Origin of the sequence: Mergibacter septicus (assembly GCF_003265225.1) — a bacterium.
Classification (GTDB): Bacteria; Pseudomonadota; Gammaproteobacteria; order Enterobacterales; family Pasteurellaceae; genus Mergibacter; species Mergibacter septicus.
Window position 1 is genome coordinate 1359726 of sequence record NZ_CP022013.1, and the last position, 19104, is coordinate 1378829.

The 19104-nt window shown below is 34.9% G+C and carries 20 protein-coding genes; 12 read left to right on the forward strand and 8 right to left on the reverse strand.

Annotated elements, in window-relative coordinates; genetic code table 11:
• Positions 1 to 54: 54 nt before the first annotated feature.
• Positions 55 to 381, forward strand: coding sequence for a DUF5389 domain-containing protein (locus CEP47_RS06330; protein ID WP_261920421.1), 327 nt, complete (start codon positions 55 to 57; stop codon positions 379 to 381).
• 41 nt (positions 382 to 422) lie between these two features.
• Here the strand turns inward: CEP47_RS06330 and CEP47_RS06335 are convergent, their stop codons facing one another.
• The gene (locus CEP47_RS06335; protein WP_261920420.1) at positions 423 to 1394 is read right to left on the reverse strand and encodes an oxidoreductase; all 972 of its coding nucleotides are present in this window, start codon (positions 1392 to 1394) and stop codon (positions 423 to 425) included.
• 511 nt (positions 1395 to 1905) lie between these two features.
• Between CEP47_RS06335 and CEP47_RS06340 the strand changes: the two genes are divergently transcribed.
• On the forward strand, positions 1906 to 3141 hold the full coding sequence (locus CEP47_RS06340; protein ID WP_261920419.1) for a mechanosensitive ion channel family protein: 1236 nt from the start codon (positions 1906 to 1908) through the stop codon (positions 3139 to 3141).
• Positions 3142 to 3222: 81 nt separating this feature from the next.
• Here the strand turns inward: CEP47_RS06340 and CEP47_RS06345 are convergent, their stop codons facing one another.
• From CEP47_RS06345 to serB, 3 genes are all read right to left on the reverse strand, one after another.
• Positions 3223 to 3396 carry a DUF5363 domain-containing protein gene (locus tag CEP47_RS06345; RefSeq protein ID WP_261920418.1) on the reverse strand — a complete coding sequence of 58 codons (174 nt, stop codon included), beginning with the start codon at positions 3394 to 3396 and terminating at the stop codon, positions 3223 to 3225.
• Between the two features lie 62 nt (positions 3397 to 3458).
• Positions 3459 to 3950, reverse strand: a complete 492-nt coding sequence (locus tag CEP47_RS06350; RefSeq protein ID WP_261920417.1) for a YajQ family cyclic di-GMP-binding protein — start codon at positions 3948 to 3950, stop codon at positions 3459 to 3461.
• Positions 3951 to 3978: 28 nt separating this feature from the next.
• Positions 3979 to 4890 (reverse strand): phosphoserine phosphatase, encoded by a 912-nt coding sequence (serB, locus tag CEP47_RS06355; protein WP_261920416.1) that lies wholly within the window; start codon positions 4888 to 4890, stop codon positions 3979 to 3981.
• A gap of 155 nt (positions 4891 to 5045) precedes the next feature.
• On the opposite strand from serB, the gene CEP47_RS06360 reads away from it, so the two are divergent.
• Both CEP47_RS06360 and recX read left to right on the forward strand, forming a co-directional pair.
• Complete coding sequence (locus CEP47_RS06360) at positions 5046 to 5690, forward strand: YtjB family periplasmic protein (RefSeq protein WP_261920415.1); 645 nt, start codon at positions 5046 to 5048, stop codon at positions 5688 to 5690.
• A 10-nt stretch (positions 5691 to 5700) separates the two neighbouring features.
• Complete coding sequence (gene recX / locus CEP47_RS06365; protein WP_261920414.1) at positions 5701 to 6138, forward strand: recombination regulator RecX; 438 nt, start codon at positions 5701 to 5703, stop codon at positions 6136 to 6138.
• Between the two features lie 69 nt (positions 6139 to 6207).
• Here recX and typA read toward each other — a convergent pair whose 3' ends face one another.
• A complete protein-coding gene (typA, locus tag CEP47_RS06370) occupies positions 6208 to 8061 on the reverse strand; it encodes a translational GTPase TypA (protein WP_261920413.1) in 1854 nt (617 codons plus the stop codon).
• Positions 8062 to 8349: 288 nt separating this feature from the next.
• Here typA and glnA point away from each other — a divergent pair, with 288 nt between their 5' ends.
• The 7 genes from glnA (at position 8350) to CEP47_RS06405 (ending at position 15195) form a co-directional block, all read left to right on the forward strand.
• Positions 8350 to 9771: a glutamate--ammonia ligase gene (gene glnA / locus CEP47_RS06375; RefSeq protein WP_261920412.1), complete on the forward strand. Its 1422-nt coding sequence runs from the start codon at positions 8350 to 8352 to the stop codon at positions 9769 to 9771.
• A 199-nt stretch (positions 9772 to 9970) separates the two neighbouring features.
• On the forward strand, positions 9971 to 11017 hold the full coding sequence (locus CEP47_RS06380) for an extracellular solute-binding protein (RefSeq protein ID WP_373463074.1): 1047 nt from the start codon (positions 9971 to 9973) through the stop codon (positions 11015 to 11017).
• Between the two features lie 89 nt (positions 11018 to 11106).
• On the forward strand, positions 11107 to 12099 hold the full coding sequence (gene menC, locus CEP47_RS06385; RefSeq protein WP_261920411.1) for an o-succinylbenzoate synthase: 993 nt from the start codon (positions 11107 to 11109) through the stop codon (positions 12097 to 12099).
• 83 nt (positions 12100 to 12182) lie between these two features.
• Positions 12183 to 12644: a type II 3-dehydroquinate dehydratase gene (gene aroQ, locus CEP47_RS06390; protein ID WP_261920410.1), complete on the forward strand. Its 462-nt coding sequence runs from the start codon at positions 12183 to 12185 to the stop codon at positions 12642 to 12644.
• Positions 12645 to 12737: 93 nt separating this feature from the next.
• Complete coding sequence (gene accB / locus CEP47_RS06395) at positions 12738 to 13193, forward strand: acetyl-CoA carboxylase biotin carboxyl carrier protein (protein WP_261920409.1); 456 nt, start codon at positions 12738 to 12740, stop codon at positions 13191 to 13193.
• 76 nt (positions 13194 to 13269) lie between these two features.
• Positions 13270 to 14616, forward strand: a complete 1347-nt coding sequence (gene accC / locus CEP47_RS06400; protein ID WP_261920408.1) for an acetyl-CoA carboxylase biotin carboxylase subunit — start codon at positions 13270 to 13272, stop codon at positions 14614 to 14616.
• A 60-nt stretch (positions 14617 to 14676) separates the two neighbouring features.
• Positions 14677 to 15195, forward strand: a complete 519-nt coding sequence (locus CEP47_RS06405) for a SprT family zinc-dependent metalloprotease (RefSeq protein WP_261920407.1) — start codon at positions 14677 to 14679, stop codon at positions 15193 to 15195.
• A gap of 10 nt (positions 15196 to 15205) precedes the next feature.
• Here the strand turns inward: CEP47_RS06405 and plsY are convergent, their stop codons facing one another.
• Positions 15206 to 15808 (reverse strand): glycerol-3-phosphate 1-O-acyltransferase PlsY, encoded by a 603-nt coding sequence (gene plsY / locus CEP47_RS06410; protein ID WP_261920969.1) that lies wholly within the window; start codon positions 15806 to 15808, stop codon positions 15206 to 15208.
• 87 nt (positions 15809 to 15895) lie between these two features.
• Here plsY and folB point away from each other — a divergent pair, with 87 nt between their 5' ends.
• The gene (gene folB / locus CEP47_RS06415; protein WP_261920406.1) at positions 15896 to 16264 is read left to right on the forward strand and encodes a dihydroneopterin aldolase; all 369 of its coding nucleotides are present in this window, start codon (positions 15896 to 15898) and stop codon (positions 16262 to 16264) included.
• On the opposite strand, the gene CEP47_RS06420 is transcribed toward folB, so the two are convergent.
• Together CEP47_RS06420 and dsbB are read right to left on the reverse strand one after the other, a co-directional pair.
• Complete coding sequence (locus tag CEP47_RS06420; protein ID WP_261920405.1) at positions 16256 to 18547, reverse strand: ATP-binding protein; 2292 nt, start codon at positions 18545 to 18547, stop codon at positions 16256 to 16258. The two genes, folB and CEP47_RS06420, sit on opposite strands and share 9 nt — an antisense overlap.
• 11 nt (positions 18548 to 18558) lie before the next feature.
• Positions 18559 to 19095 carry a disulfide bond formation protein DsbB gene (dsbB, locus tag CEP47_RS06425; protein WP_261920404.1) on the reverse strand — a complete coding sequence of 179 codons (537 nt, stop codon included), beginning with the start codon at positions 19093 to 19095 and terminating at the stop codon, positions 18559 to 18561.
• Between the last annotated feature and the right edge of the window lie 9 nt (positions 19096 to 19104).

The following is a 19104-nucleotide window of genomic DNA, read 5'->3' on the forward strand; positions in this document are numbered from 1 at the left end:
TCAGCTATACTTATTGCTAAAATTCGTGATTAAATTGTTATTCAAGGGTTAAAAATGAAATCAAGAAAAAAGAATAATTTTCCCTCAGGATTTTCTGCTTTTGCTTGGGCTATTGCGATCTTCTGTTTACCCGCTTTACTCTGGCCTTTAGCTTTATTACTCTCACCAAACTTAAGTAATAATCCTAGCTTAAATTCAAATCAACTTATGTTTATGAATATCTTTCTCTGGAGTTATCCTTTCTTTCTGTTTTTATTAGCCCGCTTATTGTACGTTTTATCCCATCACTTTGCCAAACTAGCTCGCTTTTTACTGGGTTTTGCCTATTTAACATTCTATGCGATTTTATATTACGTGTTCCATACAGGGTTTAACTATTAAAAATCCAAGGCTAGTTATTGCTTAACTAGCCTTATGCTTAATTAATAACCATTGCGATAAATTACTTCTGCTAAAGTAACGGATAAACGAGCCAACGCAAAATGTTGTTCATCACACACTAACCAGAAACGATAGCCATTTTCTGTTTCTTCAAAACGGCTGATATGTAACTGTGGTAATTGCTCTGAAGACGCTTCTTCGCCATTTAAAACTGGTGTGATAGTTTTGTCTGAATGGAACTGAATAAGATCATTATTCTGCCATGATGCCACTATCTGTTCTCTATCAGGTAAATAATCACTACTTAGTGAAACCATCTGACTTAAACCATAAAAAACGGGGGTATTAACACTATGTAAACAAAATTCACCATTAAATGTAGGCAGAACTTTATGTAACATAGCAACAAGAGATTGTTTTTCATCAGCAGGAAAAAGATCAAACGCTAAACGCTGTTTTCCATCTTCTAGCGGAATACCATTTAGCAATCGAGCAGTTTGTCCTGCCAACTCATTTACTTGATTACTATAAGCGGCTGATAATAATGACGTTACGAATAAACGCTCGATGCTCGCTTCTGTTAAAATTGGTTGTAAACTCACAGCTAAAGCCGAAATTTGAGGACTCGGCAACGCAACAACATTATGTTGGCGTAAATTGGTTAAAGCAGTTTCATTGATGCTAGGAATAACAGTAGGTACCCCCGCTAAGCTGGCACTCACGCCTGACAAATCAATGACCACACAACCAGCATCGGCTAATTTAGCTAATAACTCAACCTGTTTACTTTTACCAGCGAAAAAAAGTAAATCAAATTCCTTATACTGAACTTGTTCTGATTCTAATTGTTCGACACTTTTTCCATTAAAACGAATTGATTGTTCTTCCTTGAAAGGTTTTGCTTCAACTATAGTAATATGGCTTTGTGACAATTCACTTTTTTCTAAACTCTCACAAATTTTTTCTGCCAATTCAAACTCTGCCAAAACCGCAATACGTAACTCTACACTCATTTTTTTCTCCAAATTAATTCAATTAGCATTATTTTACGGGATTTTATGTCGAATGTCCTGTTTACACCACTTAAACTAAAAAAAGTAATAATAATACTAAACAAAATAAAATATGATATGCTTATAAAAATAAAATAATTTTATGATATTTTGATAAATAAATTATCATTACTTAATAGTTAAGGTTAAGGCTAACGCAGTGAAAACGCTTTTTCAAAAAATCATTAACTCTCTCATTGAACGTAAACAATCTTCCTCTCTCATTGTACAAAATCCACAACCAATAAAATCAATCAAACTAAATAATTACAGCAAAATACAAAGTCACGATAAACCTTTTAAATAAATCCAGAATACTGTATAAAAATCCTATTTTAAGCAAAAATAAAGGAAAAAAGTGAATCAGATAAACTTGAAAAGTTTTTTTAAAAAGATGTATTAACATATTCCTAAACTTACAGTAGAAATATTTTATATCTACGTTTAATTAATCCTATTAAAGGGGGCTATTTTGACTCAAGATATTCGTCAGCTTGTCGCAGATAAAATGTCAAAATTTGGTATAAATATTCAACCTCATGATGATCTTTCTACCATAATATTGTTAACATTTTGTTGTTTAATCGCCTTTATTACTTATGTTGTAGTGCGTTGGGGACTATTAAAAATACTTAACCCGATGATTAAACATAGCAGTTCTAATTTAGGTGAAATTATCGTTCATCATAAAGTATTGGAAAAACTCTCACTTACTATCCCAGCAATAGTAGTGAATTTGTTGATTCCACTGGTACTCGACAAATATATTTTACTAAGTGATTTGATTGATCGTATTTTAGGTGTTTGGCTGGTTATCGTTCTAATCCGAAGTAGTTATGCTTTCTTAGATGCAACTAATGATTTTGCCGATCTAAAAAATCTAAGTAAAAATATGCCCATTAAGAGTTTCGTTCAGCTATTTAAACTGATTTTCTTTACCATTGGCTTTTTTATTATCATTTCAATCTTAGCAAATCGTTCACCAATTTATTTTCTCAGCGGTTTAGGTGTTGCTACTGGTCTCGTTTTATTAGTATTTAAAGATACTATTCTTGGCTTTGTTGCAGGGATTCAACTTGCAGCGAATCAAATGCTCCAAATTGGAGACTGGATTCAAGTAGATAAATACGGTGCTAATGGTAGTATTATTGAAATCTCTTTAACAACGATAAAAGTTCAAAATTGGGATAATACGGTCACTAATATTCCTGCTTATGCCTTAGTGCAAGACTCCTTCATTAATTGGCGACATATGGAAGAATCTGGTGGACGGAGAATTAAACGCTCAGTGTTAATTAATATTGACTCTATTTACTTTATCTCAGCACAAGATGAAGAAAAATTAGCCCAGATTCCATTAGTTGCAGACTTAATCAAGAAACGTAAAAAAGAGCTAGAAAAATTTCCTTCTGCTACACAAATGAATCGGTTAACAAATATCACATTATTTCGTGCTTACCTAGAAGAATTTCTGAAACAAAATATCAATATTCGTCAGGATATGACCTTTTTAGTCCGAGAATTAGATCCAACCCCTCAAGGGCTACCTATTCAAATCTATATTTTCACCAACGATACACGTTGGGTGTATTATGAAGGGATTCAATCTGATATTTTCGACCACATTTATGCTATCTTACCGCAATTCGGTCTAACTGCCTTCCAAGCACCTGCTTCAATAGACATTCGTAGCTTAAAAGCAAATTAAATAAAAAACCATTAAATCTTAAGGGTTTAATGGTTTTTAATAATTTGATTAAAAATGCTTATCTCATCAACTAACTTATGATCACTTTTGACTTTTATCCTTTTCTGTCAACTCTGGATCTTCTTTATAGATTGGCACACAACTACGGCAAGCTCCCTTATCTATCCCTAACTCTTTACAAAATTGATCATATTTTGCCAAAGCTCGTTTAAAAAAGCCGAGTTTAGAGGTCGTTTTATTTTCTACCTTAGCCATTTACTTACTCCTCCAAATTAGTTGTGAACCTTTGTTATAAAAACAAGCGCTATTCTTGATTTTTAATCACGGAAGTTAGTGAACTGAAATGGTTGTCCAAGTTCTGCTTCTTTAACTAAGCGAATAACGGCTTGTAAATCATCTCTTGATTTTCCTGTTATTCTTACTTGATCACCTTGAATTTGACTTTGCACCTTGATTTTCGACTCTTTAATCATTTTAGTGATCTTTTTTGCAATATCTGTTTCAATGCCCTGTTTTAATTTCACTTCCTTACTATAAATTTTACCACTATGTTCATAATTTTCAGGGATCTCTAGTGAACTAGATTCAATTCCTCTTTTCATCATTGCATTACGTAAAATATCAAGTAACTGTTCTAATTGAAAATCTGATTCAGTTGCAACTTTTACAGTTTCGTTCTTTTCATTTAATTCAATACTAGCTTGAACATTACGGAAATCCCAACGATTACTCAAGTCTCGTTTAGCATTATCTACTGCATTACTCACTTCATGCATACTAATTTCTGACACAATATCAAATGATGGCATAAGTTTTAATTCCTCTTTAAGTTAAAATTTAATGTTCAACTGCAGTTAAAATACATAATAATGCAGTGAGATCAGCAAAGTTTACCACAGTTTCGACCTGTTGCTGTACTTTCGGTTTCGCATGAAAGGCGATCCCTAAACTCGCTCGATGTAACATTGGTAAATCATTTGCACCATCACCTATTGCAATAGTTTGTGTTAGGGGAATATTGTAATCCTGTGCTAAAGATAGCAAAGTATCCGCTTTATATTGTGCATCTACAATCTGTCCTTTTAGCTCTCCAGTTAATACGCCATCAACAATATCTAGTTCGTTTGCCACTGTAAAATCCAACTGTAAACGTTGTTTTAGATCTTCCGTAAAATAGGTAAATCCCCCCGATGCAATTGCGATTCGCCAGCCTTTTTGTTGTAAGGTTTTTACCAAGCGAGTTAACCCCGAAGTTAATGGTAACTGTTGTCGTACCTGTTCAAGTAACTGTTCAGATTGCCCTTTTAAAGCTTGCACTCGTTGACGTAAACTTTGTTCAAAATCTAATTCTCCACGCATAGCTTGTTCTGTAATTGCTGAAACTTGCTCTCCAACGTTCGCTAATTTAGCTATTTCATCTATACATTCAATTTGAATTGCGGTGGAGTCCATATCCATAACTAATAATCCTTGGGAAAATAAAGTTGGATAAGTTTCTAACTTAGCAAAATCTATTCCCAATTGCGCTGCCCACTGTTGAATAATGGCTAATTGTTCACTTGCAATAAGGACACAACGATATTCAAAGACGTGCCAAGTAGATAATAATGCTATTTTTGTATCCAAAGATAATAATTCACTTAAATGTTCTGGTGTGAAAGTAGTTGAATATAAAATACATTTAGTTTGAGTTGGTAAAATATTGTTAGGCGAAAAATAATATGAATCAAAAGAGAGTTTATTTGCCATTATAGCCTCATTAATCTAGGATTATTTTAGTAAGTGACTAGATGATTGTTGAAAACAAAATTTCTGTTACAATTTAAACTTTTACTTAATAACATATTTTTAGAAATATTAAAAACTATCTGATTAAATAGATACAAACTCTAGAGGTATTTAGCTTGCAATTTAGGAAAGAAAGAAAATATAAATTCTGCTTATTATCTATAATTATTGGATTATGTGTGCTTATTTTAAGCATTATCCTTATCGGAGTCAGTCAATTTAAAGTAGGATCACAACAAGCCAGTATTGAACAAGTCGCAGATCTTTCACATACCTTAGTTCGGCAACAAGCCAATCTTTTTTCTGTATTACTACTCAATAAAGCAGATAATGAAAGTCTCACTGAAAATTTATCCCGTTTCACTCAAGAAAAATTTATTGTTGATGCAAGTCTTTACAATCAAAATGGTGAACTATTAGCCCACAGTCAGCATTACCTAACTCAACCTCACCAAGAACAACAAATAACCCAACAAGTGGTAGAGCCTATTTATTCATCATCTGGTTTAATTGGTTTTCTACGAGTTACGTTTAATGGACAATTTGGACAAGATGCAAATGAAATTTTAGATCGGCAATTTCATCGTTTATATGGACAAATCATTATTGTCTTTTTAACAGGTATATTATTCACTAGTAGTCTTCTTTATTGGAAAAGAAAACGTAGAAAAACAAATATAATCAATACATTAAATACAAGATCTACTTCACATTTAAAGCAAACCATGCCATATCATCGTCGTCGCCGTTTGTATAAATAAAGGAACATTTATGTCTATATCAGCACTCAATTACCTTATTGGATTACTTGCTCGGCGAGATTATAGTGAATATGAAATTCGTTATAAAATGCAAGCGAAAGGTTTCTCTGATGATGATATTGATCACGCTTTATTACACTGCCAACAACGTAATTGGCAAAGTGATCAACGATTTTGTGAAAATTACCTTTTAGCTCGTGCCCACAAAGGATATGGATTAAAACGAATAAAACAAGAATTAAAATTAAAGGGAATTACTAACCAAACTTTATCTCTAGTCTTAGAAGAACAAGAGATTAATTGGCAAGAATTAGCGATTGCTTGCTTAAAGAAGAAATTTCCTGACTATCACCACGTAAATGATCTGAAAATAAAACAAAAAATCTGGCGGTATATGTCTAATCATGGTTTTGAAACAGAAGATTTTATCCATTTAATTGGGAAATAACACCTCTACAATCCATTTAAAAAGCCCCTATTCTAGGGGCTTAATTTTATTTAATACTTAGCAGATGAATTAACGTGTGCTGGTACTTGTTGTTGTACGATTAGCTCGCTTACGTTCAACTTCTGTGAGTAATTTTTTACGAATTCGTACTGAAGTTGGTGTAACTTCAACTAACTCATCATCATCTATAAATTCTAAGGCTTGCTCTAAGGTATAACGCACTGGTGGAACTAATACAACAGCATCATCTTTTCCAGAAGCACGCATATTCGTCAATTTTTTCCCTTGTAAACAGTTTACAGTTAAATCATTAGAACGACTATGAATACCAATTATCTGTCCTTCATAAACTTCAGCACCATGCTCAATCATCAATTTACCACGTTCTTGTAAGCTAAATAAAGCATAAGCTAACGCTTTACCCGTTGCATTTGAAATTAATACACCATTTTTACGTTGTCCAATTTCACCCGGTTTTACATCATCATAATGACTAAAACTTGAATACAACAATCCAGTACCTGAAGTCATTGTCATAAATTCATTTCGGAAACCAATTAAACCACGACTAGGAATAATATATTCAAGGCGAGTTCTGCCTTTACCATCTGGTACCATATCTTTTACTTCACCTTTACGGATCCCTAGTGCTTCCATCACAGATCCTTGGTGCTGTTCTTCAATATCAATGGTAACTTGTTCAAAAGGTTCTTGTTTACGCCCATCAATTTCACGGAAAATAACTTTTGGACGAGAAACGGCTAATTCATACCCTTCTCGACGCATATTTTCAATTAATACCGATAAATGCAACTCACCTCGCCCTGATACACGAAACGCATCAGGATCTTCTGTTTCTTCCGCTCGTAAAGCAACATTATGTACTAATTCTTTATTTAAACGCTCTAAAATTTGGCGTGAGGTAACATATTTTCCTTCTTTACCACAGAATGGCGAAGTATTAACACAGAAGAACATAGTTACAGTTGGTTCATCTACTGTTAAGGCAGGTAAGGCTTCAACATGATTCACTTCACAAATCGTATCAGAAATATTTAGTTCACCTAATCCAGTGATAGCAATAATATCACCAGCATTAGCAACATCTTCTTCAAAACGTTGTAAGCCTAAATGCCCTAATACTTGCCCAACTTTTCCGTTACGAGTTTTTCCTTCACTATCAATAATAGTAACTTGTTGATTTGGTCTGACAGAACCACGCTTAATACGTCCAATGCCAATAACACCGACATAATTATTATAATCAAGCTGAGAAATTTGCATTTGGAAAGGTTTATCTAATTCCACTTGAGGCGGTTCAACGTGTTCGATAATAGCTTCAAATAATGGAGTCATATCATTAGCAAGTGCTTCATGATCTAGTCCTGCCACACCATTTAATGCTGAAGCATAAATGATTGGGAAATCTAATTGTTCGTCTGTTGCTCCTAAGTTAACAAAAAGATCAAAAACTTGATCTACTACCCAATCAGGTCTTGCACCCGGGCGATCCACTTTATTAATAACCACGATAGGCTTTAAACCATGAGCAAAAGCTTTTTGTGTTACAAAACGAGTTTGAGGCATTGGTCCATCAAAAGCATCTACCAGTAAAAGAACGCTATCTACCATTGATAATACACGTTCAACCTCACCACCAAAATCAGCGTGTCCCGGTGTATCGACAATATTGATTCGATAATCGTGCCAATTAATTGCTGTATTTTTCGCTAAAATTGTAATTCCACGTTCTTTTTCCAAATCATTAGAATCCATTACTCGTTCATCTGTATCACCATTACGAGCTGCTTCTAAAGTACCTGATTGTTGTAATAATTTATCCACCAAGGTTGTTTTACCATGGTCAACGTGAGCAATAATCGCAATATTACGAAGTTTGCTAATATCTAAGTCATTTTTCATATAGAATCTTTATTTAAAAATTATTTAATTGAGTATCTGACAACCAAACCGTATTATTCTGTTTTGGATCTCGATAAAGTGTGAAAGACCGTAAAGTATACAGATTTTTATGCTTTTCGGCTATCAAATAATTGCAAAATAGAAAAACCAATTTGTAATAAAAAAAATTAAATTTTATACGAAAAAATCATTTTATTTTTCAAAAAAATAAGCTATTGTTTAGTTGATTTTCAATCATTTCCTTTCATTTTTATAAATTAACTACTCTAAATTAAGAAGGATATTACTATGGCAAACACACAAGCAATTGAAAATGTTTTTAACCTAATTGAAGAATTCGATATTAAATTTGTTGACTTACGCTTCACTGATATAAAAGGTAAAGAACAACATGTTTCTATTCCCGTTAGTGCCGTTGATGAAGATTTCTTTGAAGATGGGAAAATGTTTGATGGTTCCTCTATTGCAGGTTGGAAAACAATCAATAAATCAGATATGGTTCTCATGCCTATCGCTGAATCTGCCTTAATCGATCCATTTTTTTCTATTCCAACCCTCTCAATCCGTTGTGATGTGTATGAGCCTACAACAATGCAAGGTTATGATCGTGATCCTCGTTCTATTGCAATAAGAGCGGAAGAATATTTAAAAGCCTCTGGTATTGCAGATACGGTTTTAGTTGGTCCTGAACCTGAATTTTTTATCTTTGATGATATTCGCTATAAAACAGGTATGAGTGGTTGCTCCTATCAAATTGATGATATTGAAGCAAGTTGGAATACCGATAAAAAATATGAAGGAGGGAATAAAGGTCATCGTCCTGCAACTAAAGGGGGATATTTCCCAGTTCCGCCCGTTGATTCTTCACAAGATTTACGCTCTGAAATGTGTTTAGTAATGGAAGAAATGGGGCTAGTGATTGAAGCGCATCACCATGAAGTTGCAACTGCAGGACAAAATGAAATAGCCTGCCGTTTTAATACCCTAACGTTAAAAGCAGATGAAACACAAATCTATAAATACGTTGTCCATAATGTTGCCTATGAACATGGTAAAACCGCTTGCTTTATGCCAAAGCCACTCTTCGGTGATAATGGTTCAGGTATGCATTGCCATCTGTCTCTAAGTAAAGATGGCGTAAACCTATTTTCTGGTGATAAATACGCTGGTTTATCTGAATTAGCTTTATTCTTTATCGGTGGTGTAATCAAACATGCTAAAGCATTAAATGCTTTCACTAATCCAACAACTAATTCATATAAACGTTTAGTTCCGGGCTATGAAGCTCCTGTGTTACTTGCTTATTCTGCAAGTAATCGTTCTGCTTCAATTCGTATTCCAACCGTTTCTAGCCCGAAAGCTCGCCGAATTGAAGTCCGTTTCCCAGATCCCGGTGCAAACCCATATTTAGCATTCTCTGCACTATTAATGGCTGGTTTAGATGGTATTATCAATAAAATCCATCCTGGTGATGCAATGGATAAAAACCTCTACAATCTACCACCTGAAGAACTTCAACAAGTTCCACATGTTGCTGGTTCGTTAGAAGAAGCTCTAAACGCCTTAGCCACAGATCACGATTTCTTAACCCGTGGTGGTGTATTCAGCCAAGACTTTATTGAGGCTTATATTGACTTAAAAGCAAAAGATGTTGAACGTCTGCGAATGCTACCTCATCCTGTTGAATTTGAAATGTACTACTCACTATAACACCAAGATAGGGCAAAAGTTTTTTGCCCTATCCTTTTATTTCCTTGAAATAAAACATAATTATTCTGTTAAAGCTATAACTCACCTGTTATACTCACAACCTTAACGATTAAAAGACTAAATACAGTAGTTTAATTGTTTTCTATATCTTACTTATTTGAATTATCTCGCCTTATTTAGGCTTTGGAGGACTCGAAAATTGAAATCTCTATTCACTAAATCTATCACTGCTTGTACTCTTGCATTTTTTACCCTACTTAGTACTCCTCTCTTAGCAGCTGAAAAACTCTATGTCTATAATTGGACTGAATACATTCCACCTTCACTATTAAAACAATTTACACAAGAAACAGGAATTGAAGTTATCTATTCAACCTTTGAAAGTAACGAAGAAATGTATTCAAAACTCAAATTAACTGGAAGTGGTAGTTACGATCTTATTTTTCCATCAAGTTACTATGTAGGTAAAATGGCAAAAGAAGGAATGTTAGCTAAATTAGATAAAAGTAAAATTCATAACCTTGCTAACATTAACTTAAGTGTTTTAAATAAAGATTTCGATCCAAATAATCAATATTCTCTACCTTATGTTTACGGTATGACTGGCATTGCTGTCAATGCTGCCGATATTGATCCTAAAAAAATAACCAGTTGGGCTGACTTATGGAATCCAGAGTATCGAGGTCGAGTCCTATTAACCGCTGATTCTCGAGAAGTATTTCATATCGCTTTATTATTACAAGGGAGCTCTCCAAATACTCAAAACCCACAAGAGATTAAAGAGGCTTATCAACGCTTAAAAAAATTAATGCCTAATGTGTTAGCCTTTAACTCAGACTCTCCAGAAGTTCCTTATTTACAGGGCGAAACTGAAATCGGTATGATCTGGAACGGTTCTGCATTCCGAGCTGAAAAAGAAAATCCAAATATCCGTTTTGTCTATCCGCAAGAAGGGGCTATTCTTTGGATGGATAATTATGCGATTCCCAAAGATGCTAAGCATAAAGATGCGGCTTATAAATTTATTGACTTTATGCTGCGTCCTGAAAGTGCCAAAGCAATGATTGAAAGTATGGGATTCTCAACCCCAAATGAAAAAGTAAAAACGCTATTATCACCTGAAGATGCAACAAATCCTGTCTTATTCCCACCTGAACAGGAAATTAACAAAGCTATCCTACAAGCCGATGTTGGGAATGCAATAGATACTTATGAGCGATATTGGGAAAAATTAAAAACAGATTAATTTTTACAATTTTACTAACTAACCCACTCTGCCACTTATTCAAACAAATAAGTGGCAGCATCCTCTAATACTAGCTAAGGAACACGAAAATGAGCATACGTAGTTATCACCTCTATCGTTATACCATTCCGATGGATTCACAAGTTATATTACGTAACCGTTTTTTAAAACAACGTGAAGGATTACTCGTCCAGATTAAATGTGATCAAGCGGAAGGATGGGGAGAAATTGCACCTTTACCTGAATTTAGTAGTGAAACTTTAGAACAAGCTCAACAGCAAACAATAGAATGGTTACAAAACTGGGATCTGGCACGCACCCAACAACAAAAATTACCTTTTGATGGCCTATCCCCTTCAGTCGCATTTGGATTAAGTTGTGCAATGGCAGAGTTAAAAGACCAACTAACCCCAAATGCAAATTACCAAGTCGCTCCTCTTTGCTATGGCGATCCTGATCAACTTTACACAAAATTAGAACAACTGAATGGTAAAAAAATTGCCAAAATTAAAGTTGGCTTATATGAAGCGAATCGTGACGGGCTTATTGCTGATATGCTATTAGAGGCAATCCCAGATCTATCTCTACGTTTAGATGCAAACCGTTCTTGGAGCTTAGAAAAAGCATTAATGTTTGCAAAATATGTAAAACCAGAACATCGCCATCGTATTCAATTTGTTGAAGAACCTTGCAAAACAATGACTCTTAGCCGACAATTTGCGACAGAAACAGGAATTGCTATTGCTTGGGACGAAAGTGTTAGAGAAAAAAATTTCCATCTCATTTCTGAACCTCAACTAAATGCAATAATTATCAAACCAACACTAATAGGTTCCTTAGAAAAATGTATTAGTCTAATTCAACAAGCAAAAACACTTGGAATTGAAGCGATTATTAGCTCAAGTCTTGAAAGTAGTTTTGGTTTGAGTCAACTTGCTCGCATTGCTCAGCAATATACTCCTGATACCATTCCGGGCTTAGATACCTTAGATCTGATGAAAGTACAAATAGTACGTCCTTGGTTAAATTCAACACTACCACTGGTCGGACTTGAAAGTGAATATATTGATAAAATTTTATAATTTAATGATTTAAAATATAATTAATCGTTTTACTTAACTAAACTTAGAATTAATCCTCACCAGATATTAAAATAGGATAAGTTATGGCGTTTCAAATCTTACTATTAAATGGTCCAAACTTAAATATGCTAGGAAAGCGAGAGCCAAACCATTATGGAAACCAAACTTTACAAAATATTGAGGAAAATCTCCATTGTTTAGCTAACAAGTTAGGCATTACTCTCTCTTGTTTTCAAAGCAATAGTGAAGAAAAGTTACTAGAAAAAATTCATCAATCATTTCAACAAATTGATTTTATTTTGATTAACCCAGCTGCCTTTACTCATACTAGTGTTGCCTTACGTGATGCCTTACTTGCTGTTGATATTCCTTTTGTTGAAATTCACCTTTCTAATGTACATCGCCGAGAACCATTTCGCCACCATTCCTACCTGAGTGATATTGCAGTCGGTGTTATCTGTGGTTTAGGGGAAAAAGGCTATCATTATGGATTAGAATTTGCGTACAATTATCTTACAAAAAGAAAGCAAAATTCATCAAAATAAGAGAAAATAGTCGCTAAATTAATAAAATTCAGGTAATCTCGCTTCCACGCAATTACCGAGAAAATTACTTTTATAGAAACAGGAATTAAATCTATGGATATTCGTAAAATTAAAAAATTAATCGAGCTAGTTGAAGAATCAGGCATTATGGAACTAGAAATCTCAGAAGGTGAGGAGTCTGTTCGCATTAACCGAGGAGCAACGACTGCACCTGTTGCTGCTCAATACACTATCCCTGCTCCAGCACCAGTTGCTGCACCTGCAACACCTTCCCCTGTCACCCCAGCAGCCACAGAAAAACCAGCAGAAATCAGTGGGCATATTGTACGTTCTCCAATGGTGGGGACTTTCTATCGTAGTCCGAGTCCAGAAGCCGATCCTTTTGTAGAAGTAGGAAGTAGTGTCAAAGTTGGCGATACACTTTGTATTGTTGAAGCGATGAAAATGATGAATCGTATTGAAGCAGATAAATCAGGTGTAATCAAAGCAATCTTAGTCAATAATGGTGATGCAGTTGAATTTGATGCTAAATTAATTGTCATTGAATAATCCTCAATTCAAATTAATAAAGTGCATTTACCACTAAATTTTAAATGCACTTTTAATCTTAAAATGGATACAGCTTATGTTAGAAAAAGTAGTAATCGCCAACCGTGGAGAAATAGCTCTCCGAATTTTACGGGCATGTAAAGAACTAGGCATCAAAACAGTTGCCGTCCATTCAACTGCAGATCGTGATCTGAAACATGTCCTACTTGCAGATGAAACTATTTGTATTGGTCCTGCACCTTCAGCCAAAAGTTACCTTAATATTCCAGCCATCATCGCTGCTGCAGAAGTAACAGGTGCTGATGCTATTCATCCTGGCTATGGTTTCTTATCTGAAAATGCTGATTTTGCAGAACAAGTAGAACGTTCAGGCTTTACTTTTATTGGCCCTACCGCTGAAGTTATCCGCTTGATGGGAGATAAAGTATCTGCCATTAAAGCAATGAAAAAAGCAGGTGTACCTTGTGTTCCGGGTTCAGATGGACCAGTTGGTTCAGATATTGCAAAAAATAAAGAAATTGCACAACGTATTGGCTACCCAATTATCATTAAAGCATCTGGTGGTGGTGGTGGACGTGGTATGCGTGTTGTTCGCCAAGCTGAAAATCTAGAAGAAGCTATTGCAATGACCAAAGCTGAAGCTAAAGCTGCCTTTAATAATGATATGGTATATATGGAAAAATATTTAGAAAATCCTCGCCATATTGAAATTCAAGTTTTAGCTGATACGCATGGCAATGCCATTTATCTTGCAGAACGAGATTGTTCAATGCAACGTCGTCACCAAAAAGTTGTTGAAGAAGCACCAGCACCCGGCATTACAGAAGAATTACGCCGTTATATCGGTGAACGTTGTGCCAACGCCTGTATTGAAATTGGCTATCGTGGTGCTGGTACATTTGAATTCTTATATGAAAATGGTGAATTTTACTTTATTGAAATGAACACCCGTATTCAAGTTGAACATCCTGTTACTGAAATGATCACTGGTGTTGATCTCGTTAAAGAACAACTACGCATTGCTGCTGGTTTACCATTATCTTTTAAACAAGAAGATATTCAAGTACGAGGACATGCGATTGAATGCCGTATTAATGCTGAAGATCCGAAAACGTTCTTCCCATCTCCGGGAACTATTGCTCATTTACACCCTGCTGGTGGGTTGGGTATTCGTTGGGATTCGCATATCTATGGTGGCTATACAGTACCACCTCACTATGACTCGATGATTGCTAAATTAATCAGCTATGGTGAAAACAGAGAAGTGGCAATTCGTCGTATGCAACAAGCACTATCAGAAACAATCATTGATGGAATTAAAACCAACATTCCATTGCACGATCAAATCTTAACCGATGAAAACTTCCAAGCAGGTGGAACAAATATCCATTACTTAGAGAAAAAATTAGGTTTGCACGATTAATTATTTGATCAAACAAAACCACGATAATAAATCGTGGTTTTGTTATTTAAGACTAATAATATGTCAGAATTATCTTTAGCCTCAAAACAACAGTTACGCCATTTAAAACGTCAAGTTCAACAACGATTGAATACTTGTTTAAAGATTGCTGAACAACATTTCCAACGGGATTTTTTATTACCACAGGTTAATTATCAAGTAAGAGGATTAAAAGCTGGGGTTGCTTATTTACAGCAATGGCAAATCCGATTAAATCCATTACTGCTATTAGAAAACCCAACTGACTTTATTCAACAAGTTGTCCCACATGAGTTGGCTCACTTAATCGTATATGCGTGTTATGGTAATGTCCGTCCACATGGAAAAGAATGGAAGTTTGTTATGGAACAACTCTTTCATCTAAAAAGTGATGTCTATCATCAATTTGATATTACAAATGTTCAAGGAAAGACATTTGCTTATTCTTGTCACTGCCAAACCCATTATCTTAGCCTAAGAAGGCATAACCGAGTTATACGTCAACAAGCGATTTACCGCTGTAAACAATGTAACAGTCAATTACAATATCAAGCAGAATAATCTCACTTTGTTAGCGTTTTTTTCTTAATTTCGCCAATACATTATCTTCTTGTCCTCGCCAAATCCGCTGAATATTATCGTGATGACGATAAACAAGTAAACAAGCGACTAATGCAACAGGAAAAGTAAATTCAGGTCTCACCCACCACACATAAAAAGGAATTAATATCGCCGTCACCACTGCACTTAAAGAGGAATACCCACTAATCAAAAAAACAACTAACCAAATACTCAGCATAAAAGCAGCTACAGACCAACCAATCGGTGCAATTGCACCAAAAGAGGTCGCCACGCCTTTTCCACCTTTAAAACCAAAGTAAATGGGAAAGATATGCCCTAAGCAAGCACTTAATGCTACCATACCTAATTCAAACTGAGTTAAGTGCAAATAATAACCTAACCAAACGGGTAACATTCCTTTCGCAATATCAAAAATCAGCACCCAAAAAGCAGGTAATCGCCCGCCAATTCGTAAAACATTTGTTGCACCAGGATTGTGCGATCCTGTCTCTCTCGGATCGGGTAGGTTAAAAAGTTTGGAGAATAAAATAGCACCAGAAATTGAACCAATTAAATATGCCAATAGCAGATATAACAAAACAAACACGCTGATTTTACTCCTTAAAAATAGCAATAATTGTCGTTTATTGTACCTAAAGTCGTTAGAATACGCATAATAAATTAAATAGGAAGCAAATTTATGTATGATATTATCTTTATTGAAGGATTAACTGTTTTTGCCCAAATTGGGGTTTATGATTGGGAGCAACAAATCAAGCAAAAACTTATCTTTGATCTCAAAATGGCTTGGGATAACCAACAAGCAAGTCAAACAGATAATGTTCAATACTGTTTAAACTATGCTGAAGTAAGCGAATTTATCCTTAATTATGTTGAAAATCGTGCCTTTTTACTGATAGAAAGGGTTGCACATGAAGTTGCAGAAGCATTACAACAACAATTTAATATTCCATGGATACAAATTAAATTAAGTAAACCTACCGCTGTTCCTCAAGCCAATAATGTCGGTATTATCGTTGAAAAAGGTTCATTAAAATCATCACTTTGATACGGGGTTTTCCCGTACTTGTAATTTAATATACTTTTCCAATGTAGTAACATCTTGTTGCCAATACAGTGTAATCTGCTCTAGCCATTTAGCAATATTGTCTTGCCATTCCAGTGCCTGCTGCTCTTGAGCTAATTGGGCTAGTTGTTGAATACGTTTTAAACCTATGGCGGCTGCTGCACCTTTAATTTTATGTGCAATATCCGCTAATACTTTTCGTTCCCCTTGTTGTAAATAGATTTGATAGCCATTTTGGCTCTCTAGTAAATAAGTCGGCATTGTTTGTTGAAATAACTGCAAATTCTTTAATACAATCTCACTTCCTAACATTTCAAGCAATGCCAAGATTAATTCGCTATCATAAACATCAGCCTCTAATTCTATCTTTTTAGAACAATTGTTAATAATAGGAAGATCAGTTTTCTCAAAAGATGATTGGGTTTCGCTACTTTCACTTTGAGGTAAATCCAATATATTTTTTAAACAATCGAATAAAGCATCTACCGAGAGAGGTTTTTGTAATACATCATCTAACCCTTGGCATAAATAATCTTGTTTATCGCTAACAACATTTGCGGTCAACGCCACTAATGGGGGTAAAAATTCCAACTGTTCTTGCTGATAACTTTTATGCAACTTTTTAGCTATCTCAAATCCTGTCATATCAGGCAAATGAATATCCAATAACACAAGATCATATAACGTCTGATGCACCTTCTTAATCGCCGTTTTACCATCAGTCGCCACTTCTACTTTACAGCCTAGTTTTTCTAAAATTGATCGAGCTACAATGATATTAACCTGTATATCTTCCACTAATAACACGGAAAAATTAGTTAAATTAATCTGTTGAGATGAAGTTGATTTTTTAATTTCATCTGCTTGGAAAGTAAAAATAAAAGTAGATCCTTCCCCAAGTTGACTATGAACGGTTAAATCTCCATTCATCAATCGAGCAATCCGTTTTGATATTGCCAAGCCAATACCGCTACCTAACGCCTTATTTTCGCTTCCCTTAACCTGATAAAACATTGCAAAAATTTTGCGTTGTTCAGCAGTAGGAATCCCTATTCCTGTATCAATAACAGATATGCTGTAATGGTGTGAATCTAATCGTTTAACCTGTAAACAAATTTCACCTTTAGGGGTAAATTTCACCGCATTACTAATCAAATTCCATAAAATCTGAGATATTCTCGCTTGGTCTATACTGATAAAATCAGGTAAATTTTTTGGATATTCCAGTCGGAAGGTAAGTCCTTTTTGTTGAGCCATTAAAGTCGCAAAATTACTAATATTATTTAACAAATGATAAAAATTCGTTTCTTGGTAAAATAATTTAATCCGTCTTGTATCTAATTTTTCTAAATCAATAATATCGCTAAAAATATGCCCTAATGAGATCGCACTGATATTAATTGTTTGCAGGTAATTACGTTGCTCATCATTTAAATCCCCATCAAGTAAAATTTGGCTTAAACCGATAATACCATTTAATGGGGTACGTAGTTCATGGCTAATTGTCGCCATTAAAGCGGTTTTATCACGGCTGGCTTTTTCAATTGTCTCTTGATAACGTTTGCGTTCAGTAATATCACGTCCAAATCCCATCAAACAATGTTGTTGCCGAATCTGATCATAGTAGGGAACTTTTCTGATTTCAAAACAAACCCATTTTTTGTTAGGATATTGTAACCACTGCTCATAAGTGACACTATCATTTCCAGCTAAAACATCTCGATCTGTTTCTCTAATATAATTAGCAATCTCTGGAGAAAAGATCTGCTCTACTGAGAGTTGACGTAATTCATTTTTTGTCTTACCTGTCAACAATTCCATCGCTCGGTTACAATCTAAAAAATGACTATTGTTTAAACGAGAAAAAACTAAATCAGGCGAAGCATCAATAAAAGCCCGTAAGAAATCTGCTTTCTGCGTTAACGCCATTTCAGCTTTATTTTTTTGTTCTATCTCATATTCTAATTTTTTTAATAGCTCTGAAAGTTGTGAGTTAGACTCACTTAACTGCTGGCGAGAAAGCTCTAACTTTTCAACAAGAACATTAAAAAAATAAATAACAAAGGGTGCTGAAATTAAACCAAAGCAGATAGAAAGAGATATTTCAGTCCAATTAACCCCGCCCAGAAAAACAAGACTCAGTGAAAATTGGACAAAAATTGCAAAGGTAGCGAGGACAACTATCCCTAAAACTGAAAATCTCCATCGCCCTAGGCGGATAACCCAATCAATATAATGCTGTAAAGACCGCCGTAATCCGCCCATTTTTACTCCTTTTACTTAAACAAACGCCGTCTTGTTGCTTGCCCTCGTTTAAGCTGACTTAATAACACAAAACTCAAAATAACAATATACACAGCAAAAACAACAATTAACCATTGAGGCATTGAATAACCTAAAAATTGCCATTGAACTTGACTACAATCTCCCGTAGCTTTAAACATTGCTGGCAACCAATGATCTAATGGGAGTGTTTGTGGAAAATTAACAAAAAGATCACAACGATTCCAAGGAGCAGGATTTAATTGATAATCGACGTGTTGTACCGCTAAAAATAATCCTTTTACTGCACTCCACAATCCAACTCCAATGCCCAATAGACGTAATAACCACGATGAAGGTGCGAGAAAGCCTATTACTCCGCCAAAAAATACGCCCCATAAAGCAATTCGTTCATAAATACACATTACACAAGGTTTTAAGCCTAAACCATGTTGAAAATAAAGTGCTACCACTTCTAATACAAGTGCTGAAAATGCCAGTACAAACCAACTGCTACGCTGTTGCGACCACTGTTTCAAATTCTCCCACATAATATCTCC

Coding starts and splice junctions, on each gene's coding strand:
- CEP47_RS06330 (WP_261920421.1), top strand. CDS start 55: ATGAAATCAAGAAAAAAGAATAATTTTCCCTCAGGATTTTCTGCTTTT.
- CEP47_RS06335 (WP_261920420.1), bottom strand. CDS start 1,394: ATGAGTGTAGAGTTACGTATTGCGGTTTTGGCAGAGTTTGAATTGGCA.
- CEP47_RS06345 (WP_261920418.1), bottom strand. CDS start 3,396: ATGGCTAAGGTAGAAAATAAAACGACCTCTAAACTCGGCTTTTTTAAA.
- CEP47_RS06350 (WP_261920417.1), bottom strand. CDS start 3,950: ATGCCATCATTTGATATTGTGTCAGAAATTAGTATGCATGAAGTGAGT.
- serB (WP_261920416.1), bottom strand. CDS start 4,890: ATGGCAAATAAACTCTCTTTTGATTCATATTATTTTTCGCCTAACAAT.
- recX (WP_261920414.1), top strand. CDS start 5,701: ATGTCTATATCAGCACTCAATTACCTTATTGGATTACTTGCTCGGCGA.
- typA (WP_261920413.1), bottom strand. CDS start 8,061: ATGAAAAATGACTTAGATATTAGCAAACTTCGTAATATTGCGATTATT.
- glnA (WP_261920412.1), top strand. CDS start 8,350: ATGGCAAACACACAAGCAATTGAAAATGTTTTTAACCTAATTGAAGAA.
- menC (WP_261920411.1), top strand. CDS start 11,107: ATGAGCATACGTAGTTATCACCTCTATCGTTATACCATTCCGATGGAT.
- aroQ (WP_261920410.1), top strand. CDS start 12,183: ATGGCGTTTCAAATCTTACTATTAAATGGTCCAAACTTAAATATGCTA.
- accB (WP_261920409.1), top strand. CDS start 12,738: ATGGATATTCGTAAAATTAAAAAATTAATCGAGCTAGTTGAAGAATCA.
- accC (WP_261920408.1), top strand. CDS start 13,270: ATGTTAGAAAAAGTAGTAATCGCCAACCGTGGAGAAATAGCTCTCCGA.
- CEP47_RS06405 (WP_261920407.1), top strand. CDS start 14,677: ATGTCAGAATTATCTTTAGCCTCAAAACAACAGTTACGCCATTTAAAA.
- folB (WP_261920406.1), top strand. CDS start 15,896: ATGTATGATATTATCTTTATTGAAGGATTAACTGTTTTTGCCCAAATT.
- CEP47_RS06420 (WP_261920405.1), bottom strand. CDS start 18,547: ATGGGCGGATTACGGCGGTCTTTACAGCATTATATTGATTGGGTTATC.
- dsbB (WP_261920404.1), bottom strand. CDS start 19,095: ATGTGGGAGAATTTGAAACAGTGGTCGCAACAGCGTAGCAGTTGGTTT.